19 protein-coding genes are annotated in these 19,642 nt (G+C 60.5%); 9 read left to right on the top strand and 10 right to left on the bottom strand.

The annotated features are described in order from the left end of the window. The first annotated feature begins 93 nt into the window (after positions 1–93). Positions 94–1,011: a LysR family transcriptional regulator gene (locus AB4Z13_RS11250; protein ID WP_439013965.1), complete on the top strand. Its 918-nt coding sequence runs from the start codon at positions 94–96 to the stop codon at positions 1,009–1,011. On the opposite strand, the gene AB4Z13_RS11245 is transcribed toward AB4Z13_RS11250, so the two are convergent. From AB4Z13_RS11245 to bchE, 3 genes are read right to left on the bottom strand one after another with little or no spacing between them, the layout of a single operon-like run. Next, positions 996–1,766: an isocitrate lyase/PEP mutase family protein gene (locus tag AB4Z13_RS11245; RefSeq protein ID WP_439013964.1), complete on the bottom strand. Its 771-nt coding sequence runs from the start codon at positions 1,764–1,766 to the stop codon at positions 996–998. The genes AB4Z13_RS11250 and AB4Z13_RS11245 overlap by 16 nt on opposite strands. After that, positions 1,763–2,833 (bottom strand): bifunctional transcriptional activator/DNA repair enzyme AdaA, encoded by a 1,071-nt coding sequence (locus AB4Z13_RS11240; RefSeq protein ID WP_439013963.1) that lies wholly within the window; start codon positions 2,831–2,833, stop codon positions 1,763–1,765. Before AB4Z13_RS11240 ends, AB4Z13_RS11245 begins: the two co-directional genes overlap by 4 nt. Before the next feature lie 55 nt (positions 2,834–2,888). Beyond that, entirely contained in the window at positions 2,889–4,418 is a 1,530-nt protein-coding gene (gene bchE / locus AB4Z13_RS11235) for a magnesium-protoporphyrin IX monomethyl ester anaerobic oxidative cyclase (protein ID WP_439013962.1), read from the bottom strand. 187 nt (positions 4,419–4,605) lie between these two features. Here bchE and AB4Z13_RS11230 point away from each other — a divergent pair, with 187 nt between their 5' ends. Then, entirely contained in the window at positions 4,606–5,313 is a 708-nt protein-coding gene (locus AB4Z13_RS11230; RefSeq protein ID WP_439013961.1) for a pyrimidine 5'-nucleotidase, read from the top strand. A gap of 102 nt (positions 5,314–5,415) precedes the next feature. Beyond that, positions 5,416–6,045 carry a calcium-binding protein gene (locus AB4Z13_RS11225; protein WP_439013960.1) on the top strand — a complete coding sequence of 210 codons (630 nt, stop codon included), beginning with the start codon at positions 5,416–5,418 and terminating at the stop codon, positions 6,043–6,045. A gap of 133 nt (positions 6,046–6,178) precedes the next feature. On the opposite strand, the gene AB4Z13_RS11220 is transcribed toward AB4Z13_RS11225, so the two are convergent. Further along, positions 6,179–7,045 carry an LOG family protein gene (locus tag AB4Z13_RS11220; RefSeq protein ID WP_439013959.1) on the bottom strand — a complete coding sequence of 289 codons (867 nt, stop codon included), beginning with the start codon at positions 7,043–7,045 and terminating at the stop codon, positions 6,179–6,181. 194 nt (positions 7,046–7,239) lie between these two features. Here AB4Z13_RS11220 and dapD point away from each other — a divergent pair, with 194 nt between their 5' ends. The 3 genes from dapD (at position 7,240) to AB4Z13_RS11205 (ending at position 9,976) form a co-directional block, all read left to right on the top strand. Next, positions 7,240–8,097, top strand: a complete 858-nt coding sequence (dapD, locus tag AB4Z13_RS11215; protein WP_113325080.1) for a 2,3,4,5-tetrahydropyridine-2,6-dicarboxylate N-succinyltransferase — start codon at positions 7,240–7,242, stop codon at positions 8,095–8,097. A 102-nt stretch (positions 8,098–8,199) separates the two neighbouring features. Then, positions 8,200–9,393 carry a succinyl-diaminopimelate desuccinylase gene (gene dapE / locus AB4Z13_RS11210; protein ID WP_439013958.1) on the top strand — a complete coding sequence of 398 codons (1,194 nt, stop codon included), beginning with the start codon at positions 8,200–8,202 and terminating at the stop codon, positions 9,391–9,393. Beyond that, positions 9,380–9,976 (top strand): hypothetical protein, encoded by a 597-nt coding sequence (locus AB4Z13_RS11205; RefSeq protein ID WP_439013957.1) that lies wholly within the window; start codon positions 9,380–9,382, stop codon positions 9,974–9,976. The genes dapE and AB4Z13_RS11205 overlap by 14 nt, the downstream gene beginning before the upstream one ends. Before the next feature lie 65 nt (positions 9,977–10,041). On the opposite strand, the gene truA is transcribed toward AB4Z13_RS11205, so the two are convergent. The 6 genes from truA to AB4Z13_RS11175 form a co-directional block, all read right to left on the bottom strand. Next, entirely contained in the window at positions 10,042–10,848 is an 807-nt protein-coding gene (gene truA, locus AB4Z13_RS11200) for a tRNA pseudouridine(38-40) synthase TruA (protein WP_439013956.1), read from the bottom strand. Continuing rightward, on the bottom strand, positions 10,848–11,783 hold the full coding sequence (gene fmt / locus AB4Z13_RS11195) for a methionyl-tRNA formyltransferase (RefSeq protein ID WP_439013955.1): 936 nt from the start codon (positions 11,781–11,783) through the stop codon (positions 10,848–10,850). The genes truA and fmt overlap by 1 nt, the downstream gene beginning before the upstream one ends. 20 nt (positions 11,784–11,803) lie before the next feature. Then, complete coding sequence (locus AB4Z13_RS11190; protein ID WP_113325075.1) at positions 11,804–12,226, bottom strand: type II toxin-antitoxin system VapC family toxin; 423 nt, start codon at positions 12,224–12,226, stop codon at positions 11,804–11,806. Beyond that, positions 12,223–12,486, bottom strand: coding sequence for a FitA-like ribbon-helix-helix domain-containing protein (locus AB4Z13_RS11185; protein WP_113325074.1), 264 nt, complete (start codon positions 12,484–12,486; stop codon positions 12,223–12,225). Before AB4Z13_RS11185 ends, AB4Z13_RS11190 begins: the two co-directional genes overlap by 4 nt. A gap of 63 nt (positions 12,487–12,549) precedes the next feature. Continuing rightward, entirely contained in the window at positions 12,550–13,065 is a 516-nt protein-coding gene (def, locus tag AB4Z13_RS11180) for a peptide deformylase (protein ID WP_113325084.1), read from the bottom strand. Between the two features lie 96 nt (positions 13,066–13,161). Further along, complete coding sequence (locus AB4Z13_RS11175) at positions 13,162–14,661, bottom strand: methyl-accepting chemotaxis protein (protein ID WP_439013954.1); 1,500 nt, start codon at positions 14,659–14,661, stop codon at positions 13,162–13,164. A 193-nt stretch (positions 14,662–14,854) separates the two neighbouring features. On the opposite strand from AB4Z13_RS11175, the gene AB4Z13_RS11170 reads away from it, so the two are divergent. From AB4Z13_RS11170 to AB4Z13_RS11160, 3 genes are all read left to right on the top strand, one after another. Then, positions 14,855–16,078 (top strand): DNA recombination protein RmuC, encoded by a 1,224-nt coding sequence (locus AB4Z13_RS11170; RefSeq protein WP_439013953.1) that lies wholly within the window; start codon positions 14,855–14,857, stop codon positions 16,076–16,078. A gap of 44 nt (positions 16,079–16,122) precedes the next feature. Next, entirely contained in the window at positions 16,123–17,022 is a 900-nt protein-coding gene (locus AB4Z13_RS11165; RefSeq protein ID WP_439013952.1) for a ribokinase, read from the top strand. Between the two features lie 240 nt (positions 17,023–17,262). Next, on the top strand, positions 17,263–19,602 hold the full coding sequence (locus AB4Z13_RS11160) for a methyl-accepting chemotaxis protein (RefSeq protein ID WP_442206005.1): 2,340 nt from the start codon (positions 17,263–17,265) through the stop codon (positions 19,600–19,602). Positions 19,603–19,642: the final 40 nt, after the last annotated feature.

Raw genomic sequence — 19,642 nt, 5'->3', positions numbered from 1 at the left:
CCACAAAGAGGCGGCGCGTTCCGTCATGTGGCGGCGCAGGAGAGGTAGTTCCAATATATTGCACAGGTGAATACGATATTTTAAAAGTATCACATGGAGCTTCGTCATCTTCGCTATTTCATTGCTGTCGCAGAAGAACTCAATTTCACGCGCGCCGCGCGGAAGGTCGGCATCGGCCAGCCGCCACTCAGCAACCAGATACGTGATCTTGAAAACGAGATTGGCGCACCCCTTTTCCGCCGCCTGTCGAACGGTGCGGAACTGACGGAGGCAGGCGGTGCTTTCCTGCCGGAAGCCCGGGCGATTTTGCTTCAGGCGGAACAGGCCAAGCAATCCGCCCTCCGGGCGGCGCGCGGCCAGAGCGGGCGGCTGCGGGTCGGCTTCACCAGCTCTGCGGTGTTCAATCCGGTCGTGCCCGCCATCGTGAACGCCTTTCGCGAGAAATACGCAGCCGTCGAATTCAGCCTGGAGGAAGCGCCTACCACGCAGCTGCTGGAGCGGCTCGATGGGGAAGAGCTCGACGCTGTCTTTATCCGCCCGGGAAGTGGTGATGCGCCGCAAGTCCGATGTCAGCTGCTGGCCGAAGACCCCATGGTCATCGTGCTTCCGGCAAGGCATCCGCTGTCAGAGGCGCAGACATTGCGCCTCGACGCGCTGGCCGGAGAGAGCTTCGTTCTCTTTCCACGCGAGGCGGGTGCCGGCTTCTTCGACGATATCATCGCCGCATGCCGGCGAGCGGGATTTGAAGCACAGCTCGGCCAGTCGGCGCCGCAGATCACCTCGATCGCCAGCCTGATAGCAGTTGGTCTCGGCGTCTCGATCGTCCCGGCGGACATGGCGAAGATCAATGTTCCCGGCGTTCGCTACATTGCGATTGCGGGCGAAGCACCGACAGCACGGTTGGCGCTCGCCACCCGACGCGACGAGCGCTCTTCCATCATTCGTAACTTCATAGCTCAGGCGATCGCCACACAGAAAAGCTTCGCCAACAATAATCAGATCGCCGAATAGATCGCGGTCGCGGCTTCCTTCAGCTTTTCCATCATGGCCCGATACGGTCCGGGACCGTAGCTGATGCGCGAAACACCGAGCCTTGCGAGATCAGCCGGATCGGGCGCGCCCGCCTTCATCATGATATTGACCGGCAGCGTGGATGCGGCGCAGACTTTTTCGATCAAGGCCGGTTCGATCAGGCCCGGCACGAAGAAGCCGCTGGCGCCTGCCGCCGCATAAGCCTTGCCGCGCTCGATCGCCGCATCGACCAACCCTGCATGCCTGGAGCCGTCACCTTCCTGAAGGAAGAGATCGGTGCGGGCGTTGATGAAGAAATCGATACCCCGTGCCTTGGCCATTTCCCTGATCGCGCGGATGCGTGCTGCTTGCGCTTCGATGGGATGAAGGCCGGTCTCGCCGACGCGCTGGTCCTCGAAATTGATCCCTACGGCGCCGGCCTCGATGAGCTTTGCGACATTGGCCGCGGCACCGGCGGGTTCCGAGGAATAGCCGCCTTCGAAATCCACCGAGAGCGGCAGGTCGTTGACGGCCGTGATCGAGCGCGCCGTCTCGATAAGCACATCCATCGGCAGCTTCTGGCCGTCGCCATAACCATTGGCGGCCGCGACGGACCAGCTTCCGGTCGCAAGTGCCTTCGCACCGGCCTCCGTCACAGCCTTGGCCGTTCCGGCATCCCAGATGTTGTAGAGAATAACGGGATTGCCCTTGCGATGCAGCGTGCCGAAAAACTCGGCCTTTTCAATCTGGTTCATGCTGTCCTCTCCATCTTATGCGCACTGATTTTTTCCTCGTGCCGAAGCAGCCATTGCTTGCGCCAGAGCCCGCCGCCATAACCCGTCAATGAGCCGTCCGCGCCGAGGACGCGATGGCAGGGCACGATGATCGCGAGCTGGTTGGCGCCGTTGGCGCGGCCGACGGCACGCACCACCTCCGGCCTTTCCATCTCTCTAGCGAGATCGCCATAGGCGCGCGTCTGGCCGACAGGGATTTCGATGAGCTTTGCCCAGACATGCTTTTCGAAGGGCGTGCCGCCAAGCGCCAGCGGCGTCTTGAAGGTGGTTAGCCGCCCTTCGAAATAGTCCCTGATCTCCGCCTCGATCTGGTCGATAACAGGCGTGCGACCGATCGCGACCGAGGAACGGACACGCTTCTGCAGCGCTTCGAGTTCGGTCGGCAGCGCCTTGCGGTCGTGAAATTCGAGGAGATGCAGATGCGTCTTATCGGCGACTGCTATCATCGGCCCGAGCGGTGTATCGAACCAGTCGGCAAAGAGCAGTTCGCGGTTTTGCGAAAGCGCCGGCCCCCTGCCGACCAGCCGCTGGAAAGCCGCTCGGAAGCCGCTTCCCGATTCATATCCTGCTTCGAATTGCACGTCGATGACGCGGGCGCCATCGGCGAGCTGCCGCGCGGCCTCGCCGAGCCGGCGATAGCGGACGATATCGTGGAAGGTCATGCCGAGCGCTCGCTTGAAAGCGCGGCGGACGGTCGATGGATCATATCCCCGGCGCACAAGCTCATCTTCGGTCCAGCGCACCTCCGGTTCGCTGTCGAGCCGCGCCAGTAGCATGTCGACGATCGGCTCGTGGCCCGGCTGCTCCAGCGGCTTGCAGCGCTGGCACGGGCGGAAGCCCGAATGCATGCAGGCGGCGATCGTGTCGAAGAAGATGGTGTTTTCCCGCTTCGGCTTGCGCGCCGGGCAGGTCAGACGGCAGAAGATGCCTGTCGTCTTCACGCAGACATAGGCCTGGCCCTCATAATCGGCGCTGCGCGTGATCAGGGCATCATAGAGCGTGTCATCATCGGGGCGTTCGAAAAGCATGTCCGCTTTCTAGCACTCTGCGCCTGTGTCGTCCGCCGAAAATCGGGCGTCTATTTCATTCCGCAGCGTCGAGGCTCTTCACATGCCGCTGCGGGCGCAACATCGATTCCTCCTCCGCATCCTGGGGGGCGCCCCAGAATGTCTCAAGCGTCGGACCTTCCTTGGGATGGCGGTGGCGGAAGAGGAATTCGAGGATCTCGTGAAACCAGACGCGGCGACCCATCTGCGTGTACCAGCGCATGGAATGACGCTGTTCCGGATCGCGATGAAAGAGGATGCGCAGTAGCGCCTTCGGCCGCGCCTGGACCGCGACCTCGATCAGCTTGACGCAGGCGACCAGCACGATCGGGTTAAGATGCCGCATCTTCAGGACCTGATGTTTGTAGTCCCATTTGCGGATATCGGTCTCGATCACCTGCCGTTCGCGGGCGATACGGAAGAACGGCGTCCAGCGATGCGGTGTCACATAGAGCGCCTGGATCTGGTCGGGATCATAGGAGAGCAACTGCCGGAAGCCGCGCCAGAGATCGCTCAGCCTCTCCTCCTCGAAACCGACGACCCAGGTCGCCATAGAAAGGATGTCGTGCTGGCGCAGGAGGCGGATAGCCTCGCGATCGGTCGTCTTGGCGCCGCCCTTCTTGATCAGGGCAAGCGTCGCCTCATCGGTGTTTTCCATGCCGAGCAGCCAGCGCACGACACCCGCCTTTCGGTAGAGGTGCAGGATATCGGCATCGCGGACGATATCGTCCGCTCGCGTCGAGCCGACGATCTGCACGGGCACATTCTCGGCGATCATCGCTTCGAGAAAAGCCAGCCAGGCTTTTCGCGAGGATGTCGGGTTCTCGTCGGCGAGATTGATGAGCTCGACGCCCTCTTCGCGATACAGCCGTACAATCTCGCGGGCGAAAAGCTCCGGCGAGCGGTGACGCCAACGGGTCCAGAAACCGCGCTGGCCACAATAATTGCAGAGATGCGGACAACCGCGAGAAAACTGCATGACGACGGCGCGCTTGCCGCCCCAGTAGCTGTACTGGCGGTGGTCGATCAGCTCCCAGCCGACGCGATAGGCATCGAGATCGGCGATCGCCTGTGCCGGCTGCGTTGCCAGGATTTCGCCATGGCCATCACGAAAGGCGATTCCGGGGATGGTCGCGAGCGGGCGGTTCGTCGCCAGCGCATCGGCAAGGCGTCGCATGGTTTCCTCGCCCTCGCCTCGCACGAGGATGTCGAATGCCTCGGTCTCGGCCAGCACCTCCCGCCAATGATAGGTGGGGAACACGCCGCCGTAGATGATGGAGATTTTGGGATCGCCGCGCTTGATCGCTTCTGCGATCACGCGGGCAGTCGGATGCGCCGACGTCGAGCCGGAATGGCCGATTAGCACCAGATCGGGACTGTCAGCCATCACCCGGCTGACGATGTCTGCAACCGTCATCGGTCCGAATTCTGCATCGATGAGGCTGACGGCATGACCATCGTCGATCAGCGGACCTCCAACCGAAAGAAGCCCGAGCGGTGGAAGATGATCATCGGGAATACGACTGCCGATCGCCGTATGCGGCGGGTTTATCAGAACGATCTTCATGCTACTTCACCCTTGCGGGTCCCCCTGTCTGACGCAGGCAGAGGTCACCAGCGATCAATGGCGAAAGTCAGCCAAAATCTCTCTGAAGTTGTGAAAATCTGGCGGCATTTTTGGGAGAGCCTTGGCAAGCCGGACCTGCAAGCAAAAGCCTTTGGTTTCCCGCCGCGACCATGTCATAAGGGCGGCTATGACAAAGATCGACCGCACGCCTACCAAGAACGATTTCGAGCATGTGACCGAATGGGTCTTCGACCTCGACAACACGCTCTATCCGCATCATGTCAATCTCTTCGCGCAGATCGACAAGAACATGACGGCCTATGTTTCGGCGCTCCTGCAAATGGAGCAGGAAGAGGCCCGCAAGCTGCAGAAGCAGTACTACTACGATCACGGTACGACGCTGCAGGGGCTGATGATCCATCACGGGGTCGATCCCAACGACTTTCTCGAAAAGGCGCATGCGATCGATTATTCGGCACTGACCCCGCAGCCGGAGCTTGCCGAAGCCATCAAATCCCTGCCGGGCCGCAAGTTCATCTTCACCAATGGCAGCGTCCAGCATGCACAGGCGACGGCCGGCGCGCTCGGTATCCTCGACCATTTCGACGACATCTTCGATATCGTCGCGGCCGACTATCTGCCGAAGCCGGCACAGGCGACCTATGACAAGTTCACGGCGCTGAAGAAGGTCGAGACGGGCAAGGCTGCGATGTTCGAGGACCTGCCGCGCAATCTCACCGTACCGAAAGCGCTCGGCATGCAGACCGTTCTGCTCGTGCCGCGCAATCTGGAAGAGACTGTCGTCGAATGGTGGGAGAGAACGAGCGGCGAGGACGACCACATCGATTTCGTCACCGACGATCTCGCTGATTTCCTGAAGAAGATTACGACCTAACTTACCAAAGTTTCATCCATCTTACAGATGTTTAACTGGGCCGTGACAGGGTTCGGTCCTACCTTTCGTATCGAGGGACATCCTACGAAAGGACGCACTGACATGTACCGCAACAAGCTTATCCTGACGGCGCTTTCCTCTGTTCTTCTTCTCGGCGCAGCCGCCGGGGCCAGCTTCGCAGCACCAGGCGACCAGGCTGATCATCCAGGCCACCATGGAAAAATGGAGCATGGCATGATGAGCGGTCCGCGTGGCGCGGCCTTCCGCGAAATCCTCTTCGTGCGCATGCTGAAACAGTTCGACACGAACAAGGATGGGCAGATTACCAAGCAGGAGGCGACCGATGGCATGGAGAAGATCTTCGCCGCCATCGACACCAACCATGACGGCTCGCTGACGCCAGGCGAAATCCGCGCGTACCGCGAAGCACAGTTCAAGGCGCGTCGTGAAGCGGTATCGGCCAAGCAGGGCGATGCGGATCAGAATGCGGCGCCGCAGGCAGGCGACGACAAGGACCATGGCCGTCACGGCCACGACGGTCACCATTGGATGCATGGCAATGCCCGCTTCATGGCAATCACCATGATGATGGGCCGCATCGACACTGACCAGAACGGCCAGATCAGCAAGCAGGAAGCGGAAACCGCCTTCAACAAATTCTTCGATCGCATGGACCGCAACAAGGACGGCGTGATCTCGATCGACGATATGCCGGACCAGCCCTTCCTTTGAAGGGAATAACAAAGCGTTCCCTGGATATCGCGAGGGGTTTGCCCCTCACCCGAAGCCCTCTTCCCGTCCACGGGAGGAGGGTTTTTCGTTTGTACCGGGCGTAAAGCCGCTGACCAGTTTGGCTTGAACTGCTCTATTCGCGGTGTTCGTAAAAGTCCTGCACGATCTTCCAGGCCTCATCGGCAGTATCGACGAAGCTGATCAGGTTCACGTCCTCAGGCGCGATCGTCCCGAATTCGGCAAGCGCCTCGAAGTTGATGATGCTGTGCCAGAATTTCGAGCCGAAGAGCAACAGCGGGATGCGTTCCATGCGGCCGGTCTGGATCAGCGTCAGGCATTCGAAGAATTCGTCCAGCGTGCCGAAGCCGCCGGGGAAGACCGCGACCGCCTTGGCGCGCACCATGAAATGCATCTTGCGGATCGCGAAATAGTGGAAGTTGAAGCTGAGCTCGGGTGTCACATAGGCATTCGGCGCCTGCTCGTGCGGCAGGACGATGTTGAGGCCAATCGAAGGGGCTCCCTCATCCGCCGCACCGCGGTTTCCCGCTTCCATGACGCCGGGGCCACCGCCGGTGACGACGACATATTCGTGGAAATCGAAACCGGCCGCATAACGCGAGCAGAGGCGGGCGAATTTGCGAGCTTCGTCATAATAGACCGATGCGGCTTCGAGGTTTGCACGCTGGGTCTCGTTGCGGGCTGCCCAGGCGCTCTGGCCGGGTGCCGGAATGCGGGCGCCGCCGAACATGACAACGGTCGATTTGATGCCGCGCTCGGCCATCATCATCTCGACCTTCAGAAGTTCGAGCTGCAGGCGGATCGGTCGCAGTTCCTCGCGGCAGAGGAAATCCTCATCCACATAGGCAAGGCGATAGGCCGGCGAGAGCGTCTGCGGCGTCTTCGGAACCGCTTCCGCGCGCTGCCTGTCGCTCGAACTACTCTTCAACGGATCCCAGACACCGTCCTTGCGTCGTCCGCCACCGTTTCTTGCCTTTGCCATATCGAAATGCCTTTCAGTATCACCGGCCACGAATGACCGGATATGTCGCTATAACGCCTTGAATCCAGATATGATCTTGTCCGAAAAATCATTCCATTTTACGGGTGCATGCTATAGATCGGGTGACAACCCGCCAATCGCAATTCCGGAGACCTGCCGTCTCCACGATAAAGATCGAAGTTTAAGGAATTCCCATGAGCGCCACCGACCTCGTATCCCTTGAAAAGACCATCGAAACCGCTTTCGACAATCGCGACAATGTGAACACGTCGACGAAAGGCGAAGTGCGCGATGCAGTCGAGGCCGCTCTAAACCTGCTCGACGGGGGCAAGGCACGCGTGGCCGAGCGCGGCACCGATGGCGTCTGGAAGGTCAATCAGTGGCTGAAGAAGGCCGTGCTGCTCTCCTTCCGCCTCAACGATATGGAAGTGGTCAAGGGCGGTCCCGGCCAGTCGACCTGGTGGGACAAGGTGCCCTCGAAATTCGAAGGCTGGGGCGAGAACCAGTTCCGCGCCGCCGGCTTCCGCGCCGTGCCTAGTGCGGTCGTGCGCCGCTCGGCCTATATCGCTCCGAACGCCATCCTGATGCCGTCCTTCGTCAACCTCGGCGCCTATGTCGGCGAAGGCACGATGGTCGACACCTGGGCCACCGTCGGCTCCTGCGCGCAGATCGGCAAGCATGTGCATCTCTCCGGCGGCGTCGGCATCGGCGGCGTTCTGGAGCCTATGCAGGCCGGACCGACGATCATCGAGGACAATTGCTTTATCGGTGCGCGTTCGGAAGTCGTCGAAGGCTGCATCGTGCGTGAAGGCTCGGTGCTCGGCATGGGCGTCTTCATTGGCAAGTCGACCAAGATCGTCGACCGCGCTACCGGCGAGATCAGCTATGGCGAAGTACCGCCCTATTCGGTCGTCGTTGCGGGCTCGCTGCCGTCAGACAAGACGATGGCAAACGGCCAGCAGGCGCCTAACCTCTATTGCGCCGTGATCGTCAAACGCGTCGACGAGCAGACCCGTTCCAAGACGGGCATCAACGAACTGCTCCGAGATTGATGACAGCCCGAGATTGATTCGGTAAACAATCGGCGTCTTTTAGGCGAGGCGGCCTCACGCCTTGCCACGCCTTTGCCATTCCCACCGGATAATTCGACCGCCATGACCGCCACGAATCCTGTTGCCAATCTTCAGACCCTGATCCGCTGCCCGTCCGTGACGCCAGCAGAAGGCGGCGCGCTTTCCGCGCTGGAAGCGATGCTTTCTCCGCTCGGTTTCAAGGTCGACCGAATGGTCGCGAAGGAAGATGGCACGCCTGATGTCGAGAACCTCTATGCCCGTCTCGGCACCGAGGGACCGCATCTGATGTTTGCAGGCCATACCGATGTGGTGCCCGTCGGTGACGAAGCCGCCTGGGCGCATCCGCCCTTTGCCGCCGAGATTGCCAATGGCGAGATGTTCGGCCGTGGCGCAGTCGACATGAAGGGCGGCATTGCCTGTTTTGCCGCCGCCGTTGCCCGGCATGTCGAAAAGCATGGAGCGCCCAAGGGCTCGATTTCCTTCCTGATCACCGGTGATGAGGAAGGCCCGTCGATCAACGGGACGATCAAGCTGTTGCAGTGGGCGACTGAGCGCGGCGAGACATGGGATGCCTGCGTCGTCGGCGAGCCAACCAACCCGAACAAGCTCGGCGACATGATCAAGATCGGCCGGCGCGGTTCGCTGTCCGGCAAGATCGTCGTGCACGGCGTGCAAGGGCATGCGGCCTATCCGCATCTTGCCGACAATCCGGTGCGCGGCATGCTGCAACTCACCCAGGCGCTGATGGATCCGCCTTTCGACGCCGGCACGGACAATTTCCAGCCGTCCAACCTCGAAGTAACGACTATCGATGTCGGCAATCCGGCAACGAACGTCATTCCGGCCAGGGCTTCGGCGAGCTTCAACATTCGCTTCAACGACACCTGGACGGCCGATACACTCCGAGCCGAAATTGTCCGGCGCCTTGATGCAGCTGCCACTGACGGCACATTACGGCCGGGCCGCGAGCCGGTGAAATACGAGATCATCTGGGCCGACCGCCCGAGCCATGTTTTTCTGACCCGCAACAATGCGCTGATCGCCTCGCTGTCGTCGGCAGTCGAGAGCGTGACCGGCGCATCGCCGGTGCTGTCGACCACAGGCGGTACCTCGGATGCGCGCTTTATCAAGGATTATTGCCCGGTCGTGGAATTCGGCCTTGTCGGCCAGACCATGCATATGGTCGACGAACGGGTCGCCGTTGCGGATCTGGAGACGCTGACGGCGATCTACGAGACTTTCATCGAACGTTGGTTTGAGAATGCCGGGCTTTAGAGAGGTCCAATATTATCTCGCCGGCATCTGGTTGCTGATCAAGCTCGATCCGCGCGGTTTTCGCTTCCTCGACATATCGGATCGCGGGGTCAACCGATCCTTCTGGGCGATCATCTGGTGCCTGCCGCCAACGGGAATCACCTGGCTTACGTTGCGCAACGGCTATCTCAGATCGATGCCGCCAGAGGCTGATGTCGGGTTTACCTTCTATTTCCGGCTAGGGCTGATCGAACTCAGCAGCTGGATCGTGCCGCTGATCTTTGCTGGCCTGCTATTGTTTGCCTTGCGCATGGGGGAGCGTTTCGCGCCTGTCGTCGTCAGTGTCAATTGGCTCAGCGTGCCACTCGCTTACATCAACGGATTGCTGCTGGCGCTTGTCTTTTTCATGCCAGGTTCAACCGACATCGTACGATTGCTGCTCCTAGTAAATGCGCTCGCACAAATCTTCGCGCTGGCGCGTGTTCTGCGGATGATCTGCCACGGGCAAGTTCTAACGGTCGGCGGTCTCACTTTGGCGCTTATGGTGCCGCCGATGATAGTGTCAGAATATCTGTTCAACTTCCTCGGCATCTCTCCGGGGTAATCAGCACCGGTTGACGACTCCACCGTCTTCCTTGACGAAGGTCCTGATACGCGCCGCAGGCCGGATTATGATAGATCGTCGTCTCTATCGTTTTCATCCGCCTGTTTGCGCCGGTCGGTGATCACCTCCGGATAATCCACCTGCATGAAATAGAGCCCGTCGGGCGGCGCTACGGGGCCGCAGGCCTTGCGGTCGCGCGCGTCCAACGCTGCCCGTACATCGTCAGGTGTCCACTTGCCCTCGCCCGCGAGCTTCAGCGTTCCTGCAAAGGAACGGATCTGATTGTGCAGGAAACTCCGGGCGGTGGCACGGATCTCAACCAGTTCGCCATTACGGGTCACATCCAGCCGGTCGAGCGTGCGCACGGGGCTGTTTGCCTGGCAGTGAGCCGAACGGAAAGTCGAGAAATCATTCCTGCCGACGAGGGTCTGGGCTGCTGCATGCATGACTTCATGATCGAGCGTCTTCGGCACCCACCATGCCTTGCCCGCCTCCAGCGCCAACGGCGCGCGACGGCTGATGATGCGGTAGAGATAATGCCGGCGGAGCGCGGAGAAGCGCGCGTCGAAGAATTCGCTCGCGGCCTCGACATCAAGGATCGCCACTTTCTCACCCGCAAGCTTCAGATGGGCATTCAGTGCATTCTGCAGCTTGAAGGGCGACCAGTCCTTCGAAAGATCGGCATGGATGACCTGCCCCATGGCGTGGACGCCGGAATCGGTGCGGCCCGCGCCGCGAGCTGACACGGTATCGCCGCTTGCCGAGAAGATCGCCTTTTCGATCGCGCCCTGCACCGAAGGTCCATTGTCCTGTCGCTGCCATCCGACATAGGGGCCGCCGTCATATTCGACGATCATGCGGTATCGCGGCATCAGACGAGCCTCGTGCCCGCAGCAAGCGGTGTGCCGCGCAGGAAATCGGCAGCGGCGAGCGGTTTGCCGCCGGCCTTCTGAAGCTTCGTGAGGCGGACGGCGCCCGCCCCGCAGGCAACCACAAGATCATCGGTCAGAAGTGCGCCGGCTGCGCCCTCACCCGCCGCAAGTTCGGAGCCGAGAACCTTGATGCGCTCCGCCTTGCCATTGCTCTCAAGCTCGAACCAGGCGCCCGGGAAAGGTGCGAGGCCGCGGATATGATTGTGAACATCTTTGGCGTCGCGGCTGAAATCGATACGCGTTTCCGCCTTGTCGATCTTGGTGGCATAGAGCACGCCTTCGGCCTGCTGAGGCGTCAGCGGCAGATCGTCCATCTCCAGCTTGACCATGGCCTCGGCCATCGCCTTCGCGCCTGTTTGCATCAGGCGGTCGTGCAGTTCGCCAGCCGTCATGTTCGGGCCGATCTCGACTTCACGAGTCAGCGCGACATCGCCTGTATCGAGGCCCTTGTCCATCTTCATGACCATCATGCCGGTCTTCTCGTCGCCGGCCATGATCGCCCGCTGGATGGGCGCAGCACCGCGCCAGCGCGGCAACAGCGAGGCATGGCCATTATAACAGCCGTAACGCGTGCCGGTCAGGATAGCCTCGGGCAGCAGCAGGCCATAGGCAACGACGACGCCGACATCGGCACCCAAGGCACGGAAGCGCTCACGCTCTTGAGGATCCTTAAAATTGACCGGCGTGAAGACCGGGAGGCCAAGCAGCTCGGCCGTCTGGTGCACCGGCGATTTCTGGAGATCGAGCCCGCGCCGTCCGCCCGGCCGTGGCGGTTGAGTATAGACAGCCACGATCTGATGGCCGGCGTCGACGAGCAGGCGCAGCGTCGGGACGGAGAAGTCGGGCGTTCCCATGAAAACGATACGAAGAGACATTCTATCTCGCCAATTGAGGATCAACCGTCTTCAAACGGGTTTACGAGCTTGAGATCAAGCCCTTCGAAATCTTTTGTGTTGCGGGTTGCAAGCGTCGCACCATGCACAAGGCAGATGGCCGCGATCATGGCGTCTTTCGTCTCCATTCTTCGACCGCGCTTTTCACGCGCCGCCCTGAGTGCACCGTAACGATGCGCTGCGGCCAGGGTGAACGGAATTATCCTGCCCGAAAATGCCTCCTCAAGACGAAGATAGTCCTGCATCAGCGCCTCTCGCCGCTTGCCTTCTGGCAAGAGAGACAAACCGTAGTGGATTTCTGCAACACTGATAGTCGTCAGATAAAGGTCGGCTCTGTCAAAGCCGTTCAACCAATGCAGCAATCGCTCGCTATATTTACGGCCTTCCAACTCGGAGATGACGTTCGTATCTAGAACGACGCTCATTCGTGGAATTTCGGTGGAGCACGGTCCGCTTCATGCCGTGCAGTTTCTATCGCTGATAGCTCGTCATCGGTCCAGCGTTCAGCCCCGAGAAGACCACGCAGCCATTCTCCTGCCGGCTGCCGATCTTCGCGCAAGGTGCTGAGTGAGCGACGCAGATGGATGATCGCTTCCTCCGAAAGGCTGCGTCCGTTCTCCCGCGCGCGATTTTGAAGCTCGTGCTTCAGGGCATCATCCAAGTTTCGGATCAGAAGATCACCCATTAACAGCTCCTATGATATCATCGATATCATAAGGCGCGGCCGCAACATTTTCAATGCTGCAACTCAGAGCGCCTTGGACTTGGAAGCCTTGGTGAACTTCTTGATGACCATTTCGCGCTTCAGCCGCGAGATGTGATCGATGAAGAGCACGCCGTTCAGATGATCGATCTCATGCTGGAGACAGGTAGCGAGCAGACCGTCGGCCACCACACTCTGTTCTTTGCCTTCACGGTCGAGATATTTGACGGTGACCTGCGCTGGCCGCTCCACTTCCGCATAATAGTCGGGAATGGAAAGGCAGCCTTCCTCATAGACGGAACGGTCATCCGAGGAGCTGACGATCTCCGGATTGATGAAGACGAGCGGCTGTTTTTCCTCGCCTTCCTTCGAAAGATCGATGACGAGCATGCGGCGTGGAACGCCGACCTGGATTGCGGCAAGGCCGATGCCCGGCGCGTCATACATTGTTTCCAGCATATCGTCCGTAAGGCGCTGGAGATCGGCGTCGACCCGCTCGATCGGCTTGGAAACCTGACGGAGAACGGGATCGGGAAGAATGATGAGTGGCTTGATGGTCATGGCGTTCCCATAACCCATCTTTTCAAACTAGGGAATTATCCGCCGGGCAGGGATTGCGGTTTTTTGCAGCGCCTGCCCGGATTTTGCCTGGATTATTCAGGCTGCGCGGCGGGCGGTACCGGCAACCTGCCGACCTTCAGTACGAGCGCGGAAACGCTGCAGCAGTTCGATGAGGTTCTCGACCCCATCCTTCAGCCTGCGGGTTTCGGCAGACGTACGCTCGACCATGCCGGAATTCTGCTGAGTGATGGTGTCCATGTTGCGGATCGCCACGCTCACCTCGTTGACGCCAGTCGCCTGATCGCGGGCGGCAGCCGCAATATCGGCGACGAAGCTGTTGATGATGTCGATACGGCTGATCATGTCGCTCAGCGCCTCACCAGTGCTGCTGACGATGTTGACGCCCTCGTTCACCTGCGTCGAGCTTTCGGAGATCAGATTCTTGATCGCTTTGGCGGCATCGGCCGTGCGCTGGGCAAGCTGACGGACTTCCTGTGCGACGACCGCAAAGCCCTTGCCGGCATCACCGGCACGCGCAGCTTCGACGCCGGCATTCAGTGCCAGCAGGTTGGTCTGGAAAGCAATCTCATCGATGACGCCGATGATCTTGGCGATTTCGGTGGAGGACTTCTCGATGCCCGCCATGGCCGAAACGGCGCTGGTGACGAGTTCGCCGGAATTCTTGGCTTTCTCCTGCGTTTCGCGCACGGCGCCGGACGCCTTTTCGGCGTTGGCGGCGGTCTGGCTGACGCTGACGGAGAGCTGTTGCAGCGCAGCCGAGCTCTCTTCGACGCCGGCTGCCTGCTGCGCGGTGCGCAAGGCGAGATCGTCCGTTGCCTTGGACATCACATCGGCACCTTCGAGAATGTGGCCGGACGTGGTGCGGACAGATGTGAAAGATTCGCGAAGAGCGTTGACGGCCCTGTTATAGTCTTCAGCCATTTGGCGAAAATTCCCGGGCAGATCGGCAGGAAGGGTCGCTTCGAGATCGCCACGCGACAGTGCTTCGAGGCCGCGGCGCAGATGTTCCAGTGCCAACGCCTGATCGGCTTCTGAGCGGGCGCGTTCTTCTTCCAGCGCGTGGCGCTTTTCCTCGAGCGCTTCCAGATAGACGGAGATGGAATAATCCATGTCGAGCATCGCCGCCTTGATGACGGCGGTCAGCTTTTCGGCAAGCGCCTTTCCCTGCTGACGGGCAAAGAGCGATGGCCACTGCTTTTCCATCAGGCCCCGGACGAGCTCAGACATGACAAGCGCATAGCCGCCGATATACCAGCGCGGCTCCAGGCCGATGCGGGCATGGGTGCGGCCGACGGCAGTCACACCATTCACATAGCTTTCGTCGAAATTGCCGCCCGAAAGATTGCCCCAATGTTCCTGCTGGCGCTTCTTGGCGTGGCCCATATGGGCCTTGTTGGAGAAGAAGCCTGCGACCGCCGGGGTCTTTGCGAGCTTGCTGTAGAACTTGTCGAGTGCGCCGCCGAGAAGCTCCGAGATCGCCGGCCGTAGCTCCCGCAGGTTCTTGCGCGCCTCATCGTCAAGCTCAATGAAGTCAAGGCGCTGCCTGAGGGCATTGTCGGTCTGGTGGGAAGTCATGGGGGATCTCTATCTGGCGCGAATGCGGAGGGAAATTGCAGCGCCAGATTTGGCGAATATGGTTTAGCAATCGTTAAGTGCGCGGCTGATTTTTCTTCCGTTACAGCAAATTAGCGTCGTTCGTATTGGTGATACGGTGTGGATTGTTCACGTTTTGATCTGGATATCGCCGCTTATTTTGTTATGGTGCAGCATGACCATGACATCCGACTCACTCACTATTTCCCTGCCGATACTGAGCCCCGGCGTGCTTGCACTTGCCAGCGGCGCACTCGCCGTTCTCATTCTGGTGACAATCGTGTTTGCCTTGCGCAATGCCGGCATCCGTCGCGAGCAAGCCGAAGAAGCCAATCTTCGCGCCGCGGAAAGCGAGGCGCGCATGGCTGAGCTTCTGAAAATACAGGCGGAGATGCAGGGACGCATCTCGACCATGACGGAAGTCTTCGGTGCACGGCAGGCCGAGCTCAATCACGCGATCAACCAGCGGCTCGACGGCATGTCACAGCGCATGAGCTCGACGCTGACCGAGCAGACGAAATCAACGCACGACAACCTGCAGAAACTGCAGGAGCGCCTGGCGGTGATCGATGTCGCCCAGAACAATATCCAGACGCTCGCCAAGGATGTCGTCGGGCTGCAGGCCATTCTTTCCAACAAGCAGACGCGTGGGGCTTTCGGCCAGTCGCGCATGGAAACGATCGTCGCCGATGGCCTGCCGATGGGCGCCTATGCCTTCCAGCAGACGCTTTCCAACGGCTCGCGCCCGGACTGCACGATCAGGATGCCGAATGGGGCACCGCCGCTCGTCATCGATGCCAAATTTCCGCTCGAGGCATGGAACGCGATCCGCGATGCAGGCGGCGCGGACGCCGGTAAGCTTGCTGGTCAGCAGTTTCGCCGTGACATGGAAGTTCACATCAAGGATATTTCCGAGAAATATCTGATCCAGGGCGAGACGCAGGAGACGGCTTTCCTTTTCGTTCCCTCAGAATCGATCTTCGCTGAAATTCACGAAAATTTCGAAGGGATCGTGCAGAAGGCGCACCGCGCACGCATCGTTATCGTCTCGCCTTCGCTCTTGATGCTGTCAATCCAGGTCATTCAGGCCGTGCTCAAAGACCAGCGCATGCGGGCGCAGGCGCATGTCATCCAGGGAGAAGTCGCCCTCCTCATGGACGATCTCGGCCGGCTCGACGAGCGCGTACGCAAGCTGCAGGGACATTTTTCCCAGACGCAGCGCGACGTGGACCAGATCATTACCTCAGCGGACAAGCTCACCAAGCGCGGCGCGAAGATCGAGGCGCTGGAATTCGAAGCAGGCGGCGACGGCAAGCCAACCCGCGAGAACGAGCCGGCGGCGAAATCCGTCGAAAGCCGAACTGGTTTGCTCAAGCTCAGGGTGGTTGACGAGGAGTGATCGCTTCGGCAGTGTCGCGGCCCGAAGCAAGGGACGGACATGCCATGATCACAGTTTTCGGCTCCATCAATATGGACCTTATCGCCACCACCGAGCGCCTGCCGAAGCCCGGCGAAACAGTTGCCGGCAACAGCTTCGCAACGGCTGCCGGTGGCAAAGGCGCCAATCAGGCGCTCGCCGCCCGGCGAGCAGGCCGCTATGTCCATATGGCGGGCGCTGTCGGCAAGGATGCCTTTGCCCAGGGCGCCCTTGAACTGCTCGACGGCGCAGGCACCGACCTTTCCGGCGTCAGCCATGTCGAGGGGCCGACGGGCACAGCTCTCATTCTCGTCGGCGGCGACGGCGAGAACATGATCGCGGTCATTCCCGGCGCGAACGGCAAGATGAGCGGCGACAATGCAGAGGCCGCCGTCAACGCCATGAACGAGGGCGATATACTCATGCTGCAGCTCGAAGTTCCCGTCGAGGCGGTCGAGCGCGCGCTTGCTGCCTCTCGCGCCAAGGGCATCACCAGCATTCTCAATCTCGCGCCGCTTATTCCGGATGCGCCGCGCCTCGGCCGGCTGGCCGATATCGTCATTGCCAATGAAACCGAGTTCGAGCGGCTGGCGGGACAGGAAAACATGAGTGCCGGTGACCGCGAGGCGGCGTTGGAGCGCCTGCATGCCGAGACCGGCCAGACGCTGATCGTCACGCTCGGCGGCGATGGCGTCATCGCGATCCGGGATGGCCAGATTTCCCGGGCGCAGGGCCTCGTCATCGAACCCGTCGATACTGTCGGCGCCGGCGATACGTTCTGCGGTTACTTCGCAGCAAGCCTCGATGAGGGGCTGGATTTCAACTCGGCGCTGCGCCGTGCAGCGGTCGCCGGCTCACTCGCCTGCCTGAAGCCGGGGGCACAACCCTCCATTCCGCTCGCAGCCGAAGTCGCAGACAGAATATAGTCCAGTCCAGCCGCGAACAATCGATAAAAAGCCACCCCTAGTTTTGGGGTGGCTTTCCGGATTTGCTGCCGAAACATAGCGAATTTCATTCAAATTTAAGAGGTTTCTGGCGATCCTTCGGGCGATCGCCACCTCGTTCATCTTCGAGGCGGTCAACCCCACGGCTGCTCCATGATAGAGCGTGCCTTACCCGCTGCGCCGGAGAATGGCCCTTCGGCGCGTCCTTGCCCCGAGGAATCTATGTTCATTTTCAGAATGAAATCGCTTGCGGCGAAGCTCATCGTCATTACCGGTGCCGCCATTGCACTGGTGCTTGTCGTTTCGAACCTCTTCCTCATCGACCAGACCCGTAACCGCGTCCAGACCCTGACGCTGGATCAGGCCAATTCGGAAGCCAAGTCGATCGCCAACGAGATTGCAGCCAATGTCGGCGAGCTTGCGAGTGCTGCCCGCACCATGTCCGGCGTCGTCGGACGCGGACATGAAGGCAAGATCCTCGATCGCAAGGGCATCATCAGCATTCTGAAGGCCAATCTCGAACAGAACGCTTTCGCCTTCGGCAGCTGGTTCTGCGAGCAGCTTGGCGCCTTCGACGGCAAGACCACGGAAATCGCCAACAACAATGATGAAGGCACCAACAAGGTCGGCGCCTTCACGCCTTACTGGTCGAAGAACAGGACCGGTGACATCCAGTTCTCGACCTTCGACAATGACTATACCGCAGAGTGGTGGAAGCTCGCCGCCGACAGCGGCAAGGGTGCGATCACGGCGCCCTACCTCGCAGAAGGCACCGACGTTCCGACCCTGCTGACTTCGATTGCCTATCCGGTCATGTCCGGTGGCAAGATGATCGGTGTGGAAGGCGTCGATATCTCGCTGAAGTCGCTCACCGACAAGGTGCAGGCGCTGCGCCCCTTCGGCTCCGGCCGTGTAACGCTGATCGCCCAGAACGGCAACTGGATCGTCGCTCCGACCCCCGACCTAATGTCGAAGCCTTATGGCGACAATCCTGGCTCGGCTGACGTAAAGGCTGCGCTTTCGTCCATGAAGGTCGGCCTCGTCAGGAACCTCAGCTTCGACGGCCTCGATCCCTTCGACCGCGTCGTCTATCCCTTCGCAGTTCCCGGCCTGAACGCCAACTGGGTCGTGCTGGTCGACGTCCCGCACACGGCGATCAATGCTCCGGTTCAGGACCAGACCTTCATGATGGTCATCAACGGCATCATCGTCCTCGGCGCCGTGCTGCTCGCCCTCTACTTCGCCGTCCGCGCGCTTGTTCAGCGTCCGCTCGCTGGCCTCGTTTCCAGCGTCAAGGCGCTGAGCGACGGAAAATACGACGAAACGGTTGCCGGCCAGAACCGTGCCGATGAAATCGGCTCGGTCGCCAAGGCTCTCGAAGGCTTCCGCTTCGCGCTTGCCGATACGCGGCGTCTCGAAGCCGAGGCCGACAACCAGCGCCTTGCCGCCGAAACCGAACGCGGTCGCTCGGAATCGGAACGCCAACAATCGGTCAACCTGCAGCGTCACATCGTCTCGATCGTCGGTGCAGGCCTTTCCGAATTGTCACAGGGCAATCTCGGCCACCGCATTACAGAGGAATTCCCCGGCGAATACGGCAAGTTGAAGCAGGACTTCAATGCCGCTCTGGCAAGCCTCGAGGAAACCATCAACACGATGAGCCTCAGCGTCATCAATATCGGTTCGGGTACGGGCGAAATCAGCAACAGCGCCTCCGACCTTGCCAAGCGCACCGAGCAGCAGGCGGCAAGTCTGGAAGAGACGGCAGCGGCGCTCAACGAGCTGACCGCCCAGGTCAATTCCAGCGCCGAGAACGCCCGCACCGCAGCTGACAACGTCAATCTCGCTTGCGAAGACGCCGAGAAATCAGGTGAAGTGGTGCAGAAGGCGATTGCCTCCATGCACGGTATCGAACAGTCCTCGACGGAAGTTTCGCGCATCATCGGTGTTATCGACGAGATCGCCTTCCAGACGAATCTTCTGGCTCTGAACGCCGGTGTCGAAGCGGCCCGCGCCGGTGAAGCAGGCAAGGGCTTTGCAGTCGTCGCACAGGAAGTCCGGGAACTCGCTCAGCGTTCGGCGAATGCCGCCAAGGAGATCAAGACACTCATCAACACCTCGGCCGTCCAGGTCAAGGAAGGCGTCGATCTCGTCGGCCGTGCCGGCGAGACGCTGCACAAGATTGCCGAGCAGGTGATGGGCATCAACGGCCTTATCCGTCAGATCTCGGCCTCGGCCAGCGAACAGGCCATCGGCCTGAAGGAGATCAACCAGGCCGTGAACCAGATGGACCAGGTCACGCAGCAGAACGCCGCGATGGTGGAAGAAACCACTGCTGCCAGCGTGACGCTGAACGACGAGGCTCAGACGCTGAAGACACTGGTCACCCGCTTCCGCGTCTCCGGCCAGCGAAATGCCGCGACAGCACTGCGCTCCACCGCACAGCAGATGCGCGCACCGGCTGCGCCGGCGCCACGCGCGGCTGCTCCGGCACCGCGCCGGGCCGTTGCACAGTCTCGCGGCTCAGCCGCTGTTGCCCAGGACAATTGGGAAGAGTTCTGATCGCTGATCGCATGACAAGAAAAAGGCGCCTGAGCGATCA

The organism is Rhizobium sp. YAF28 (assembly GCF_052113285.1).
Classification (GTDB): Bacteria; Pseudomonadota; Alphaproteobacteria; order Rhizobiales; family Rhizobiaceae; genus Rhizobium.
This window is presented reverse-complemented; position numbering and strand designations above follow the sequence as displayed.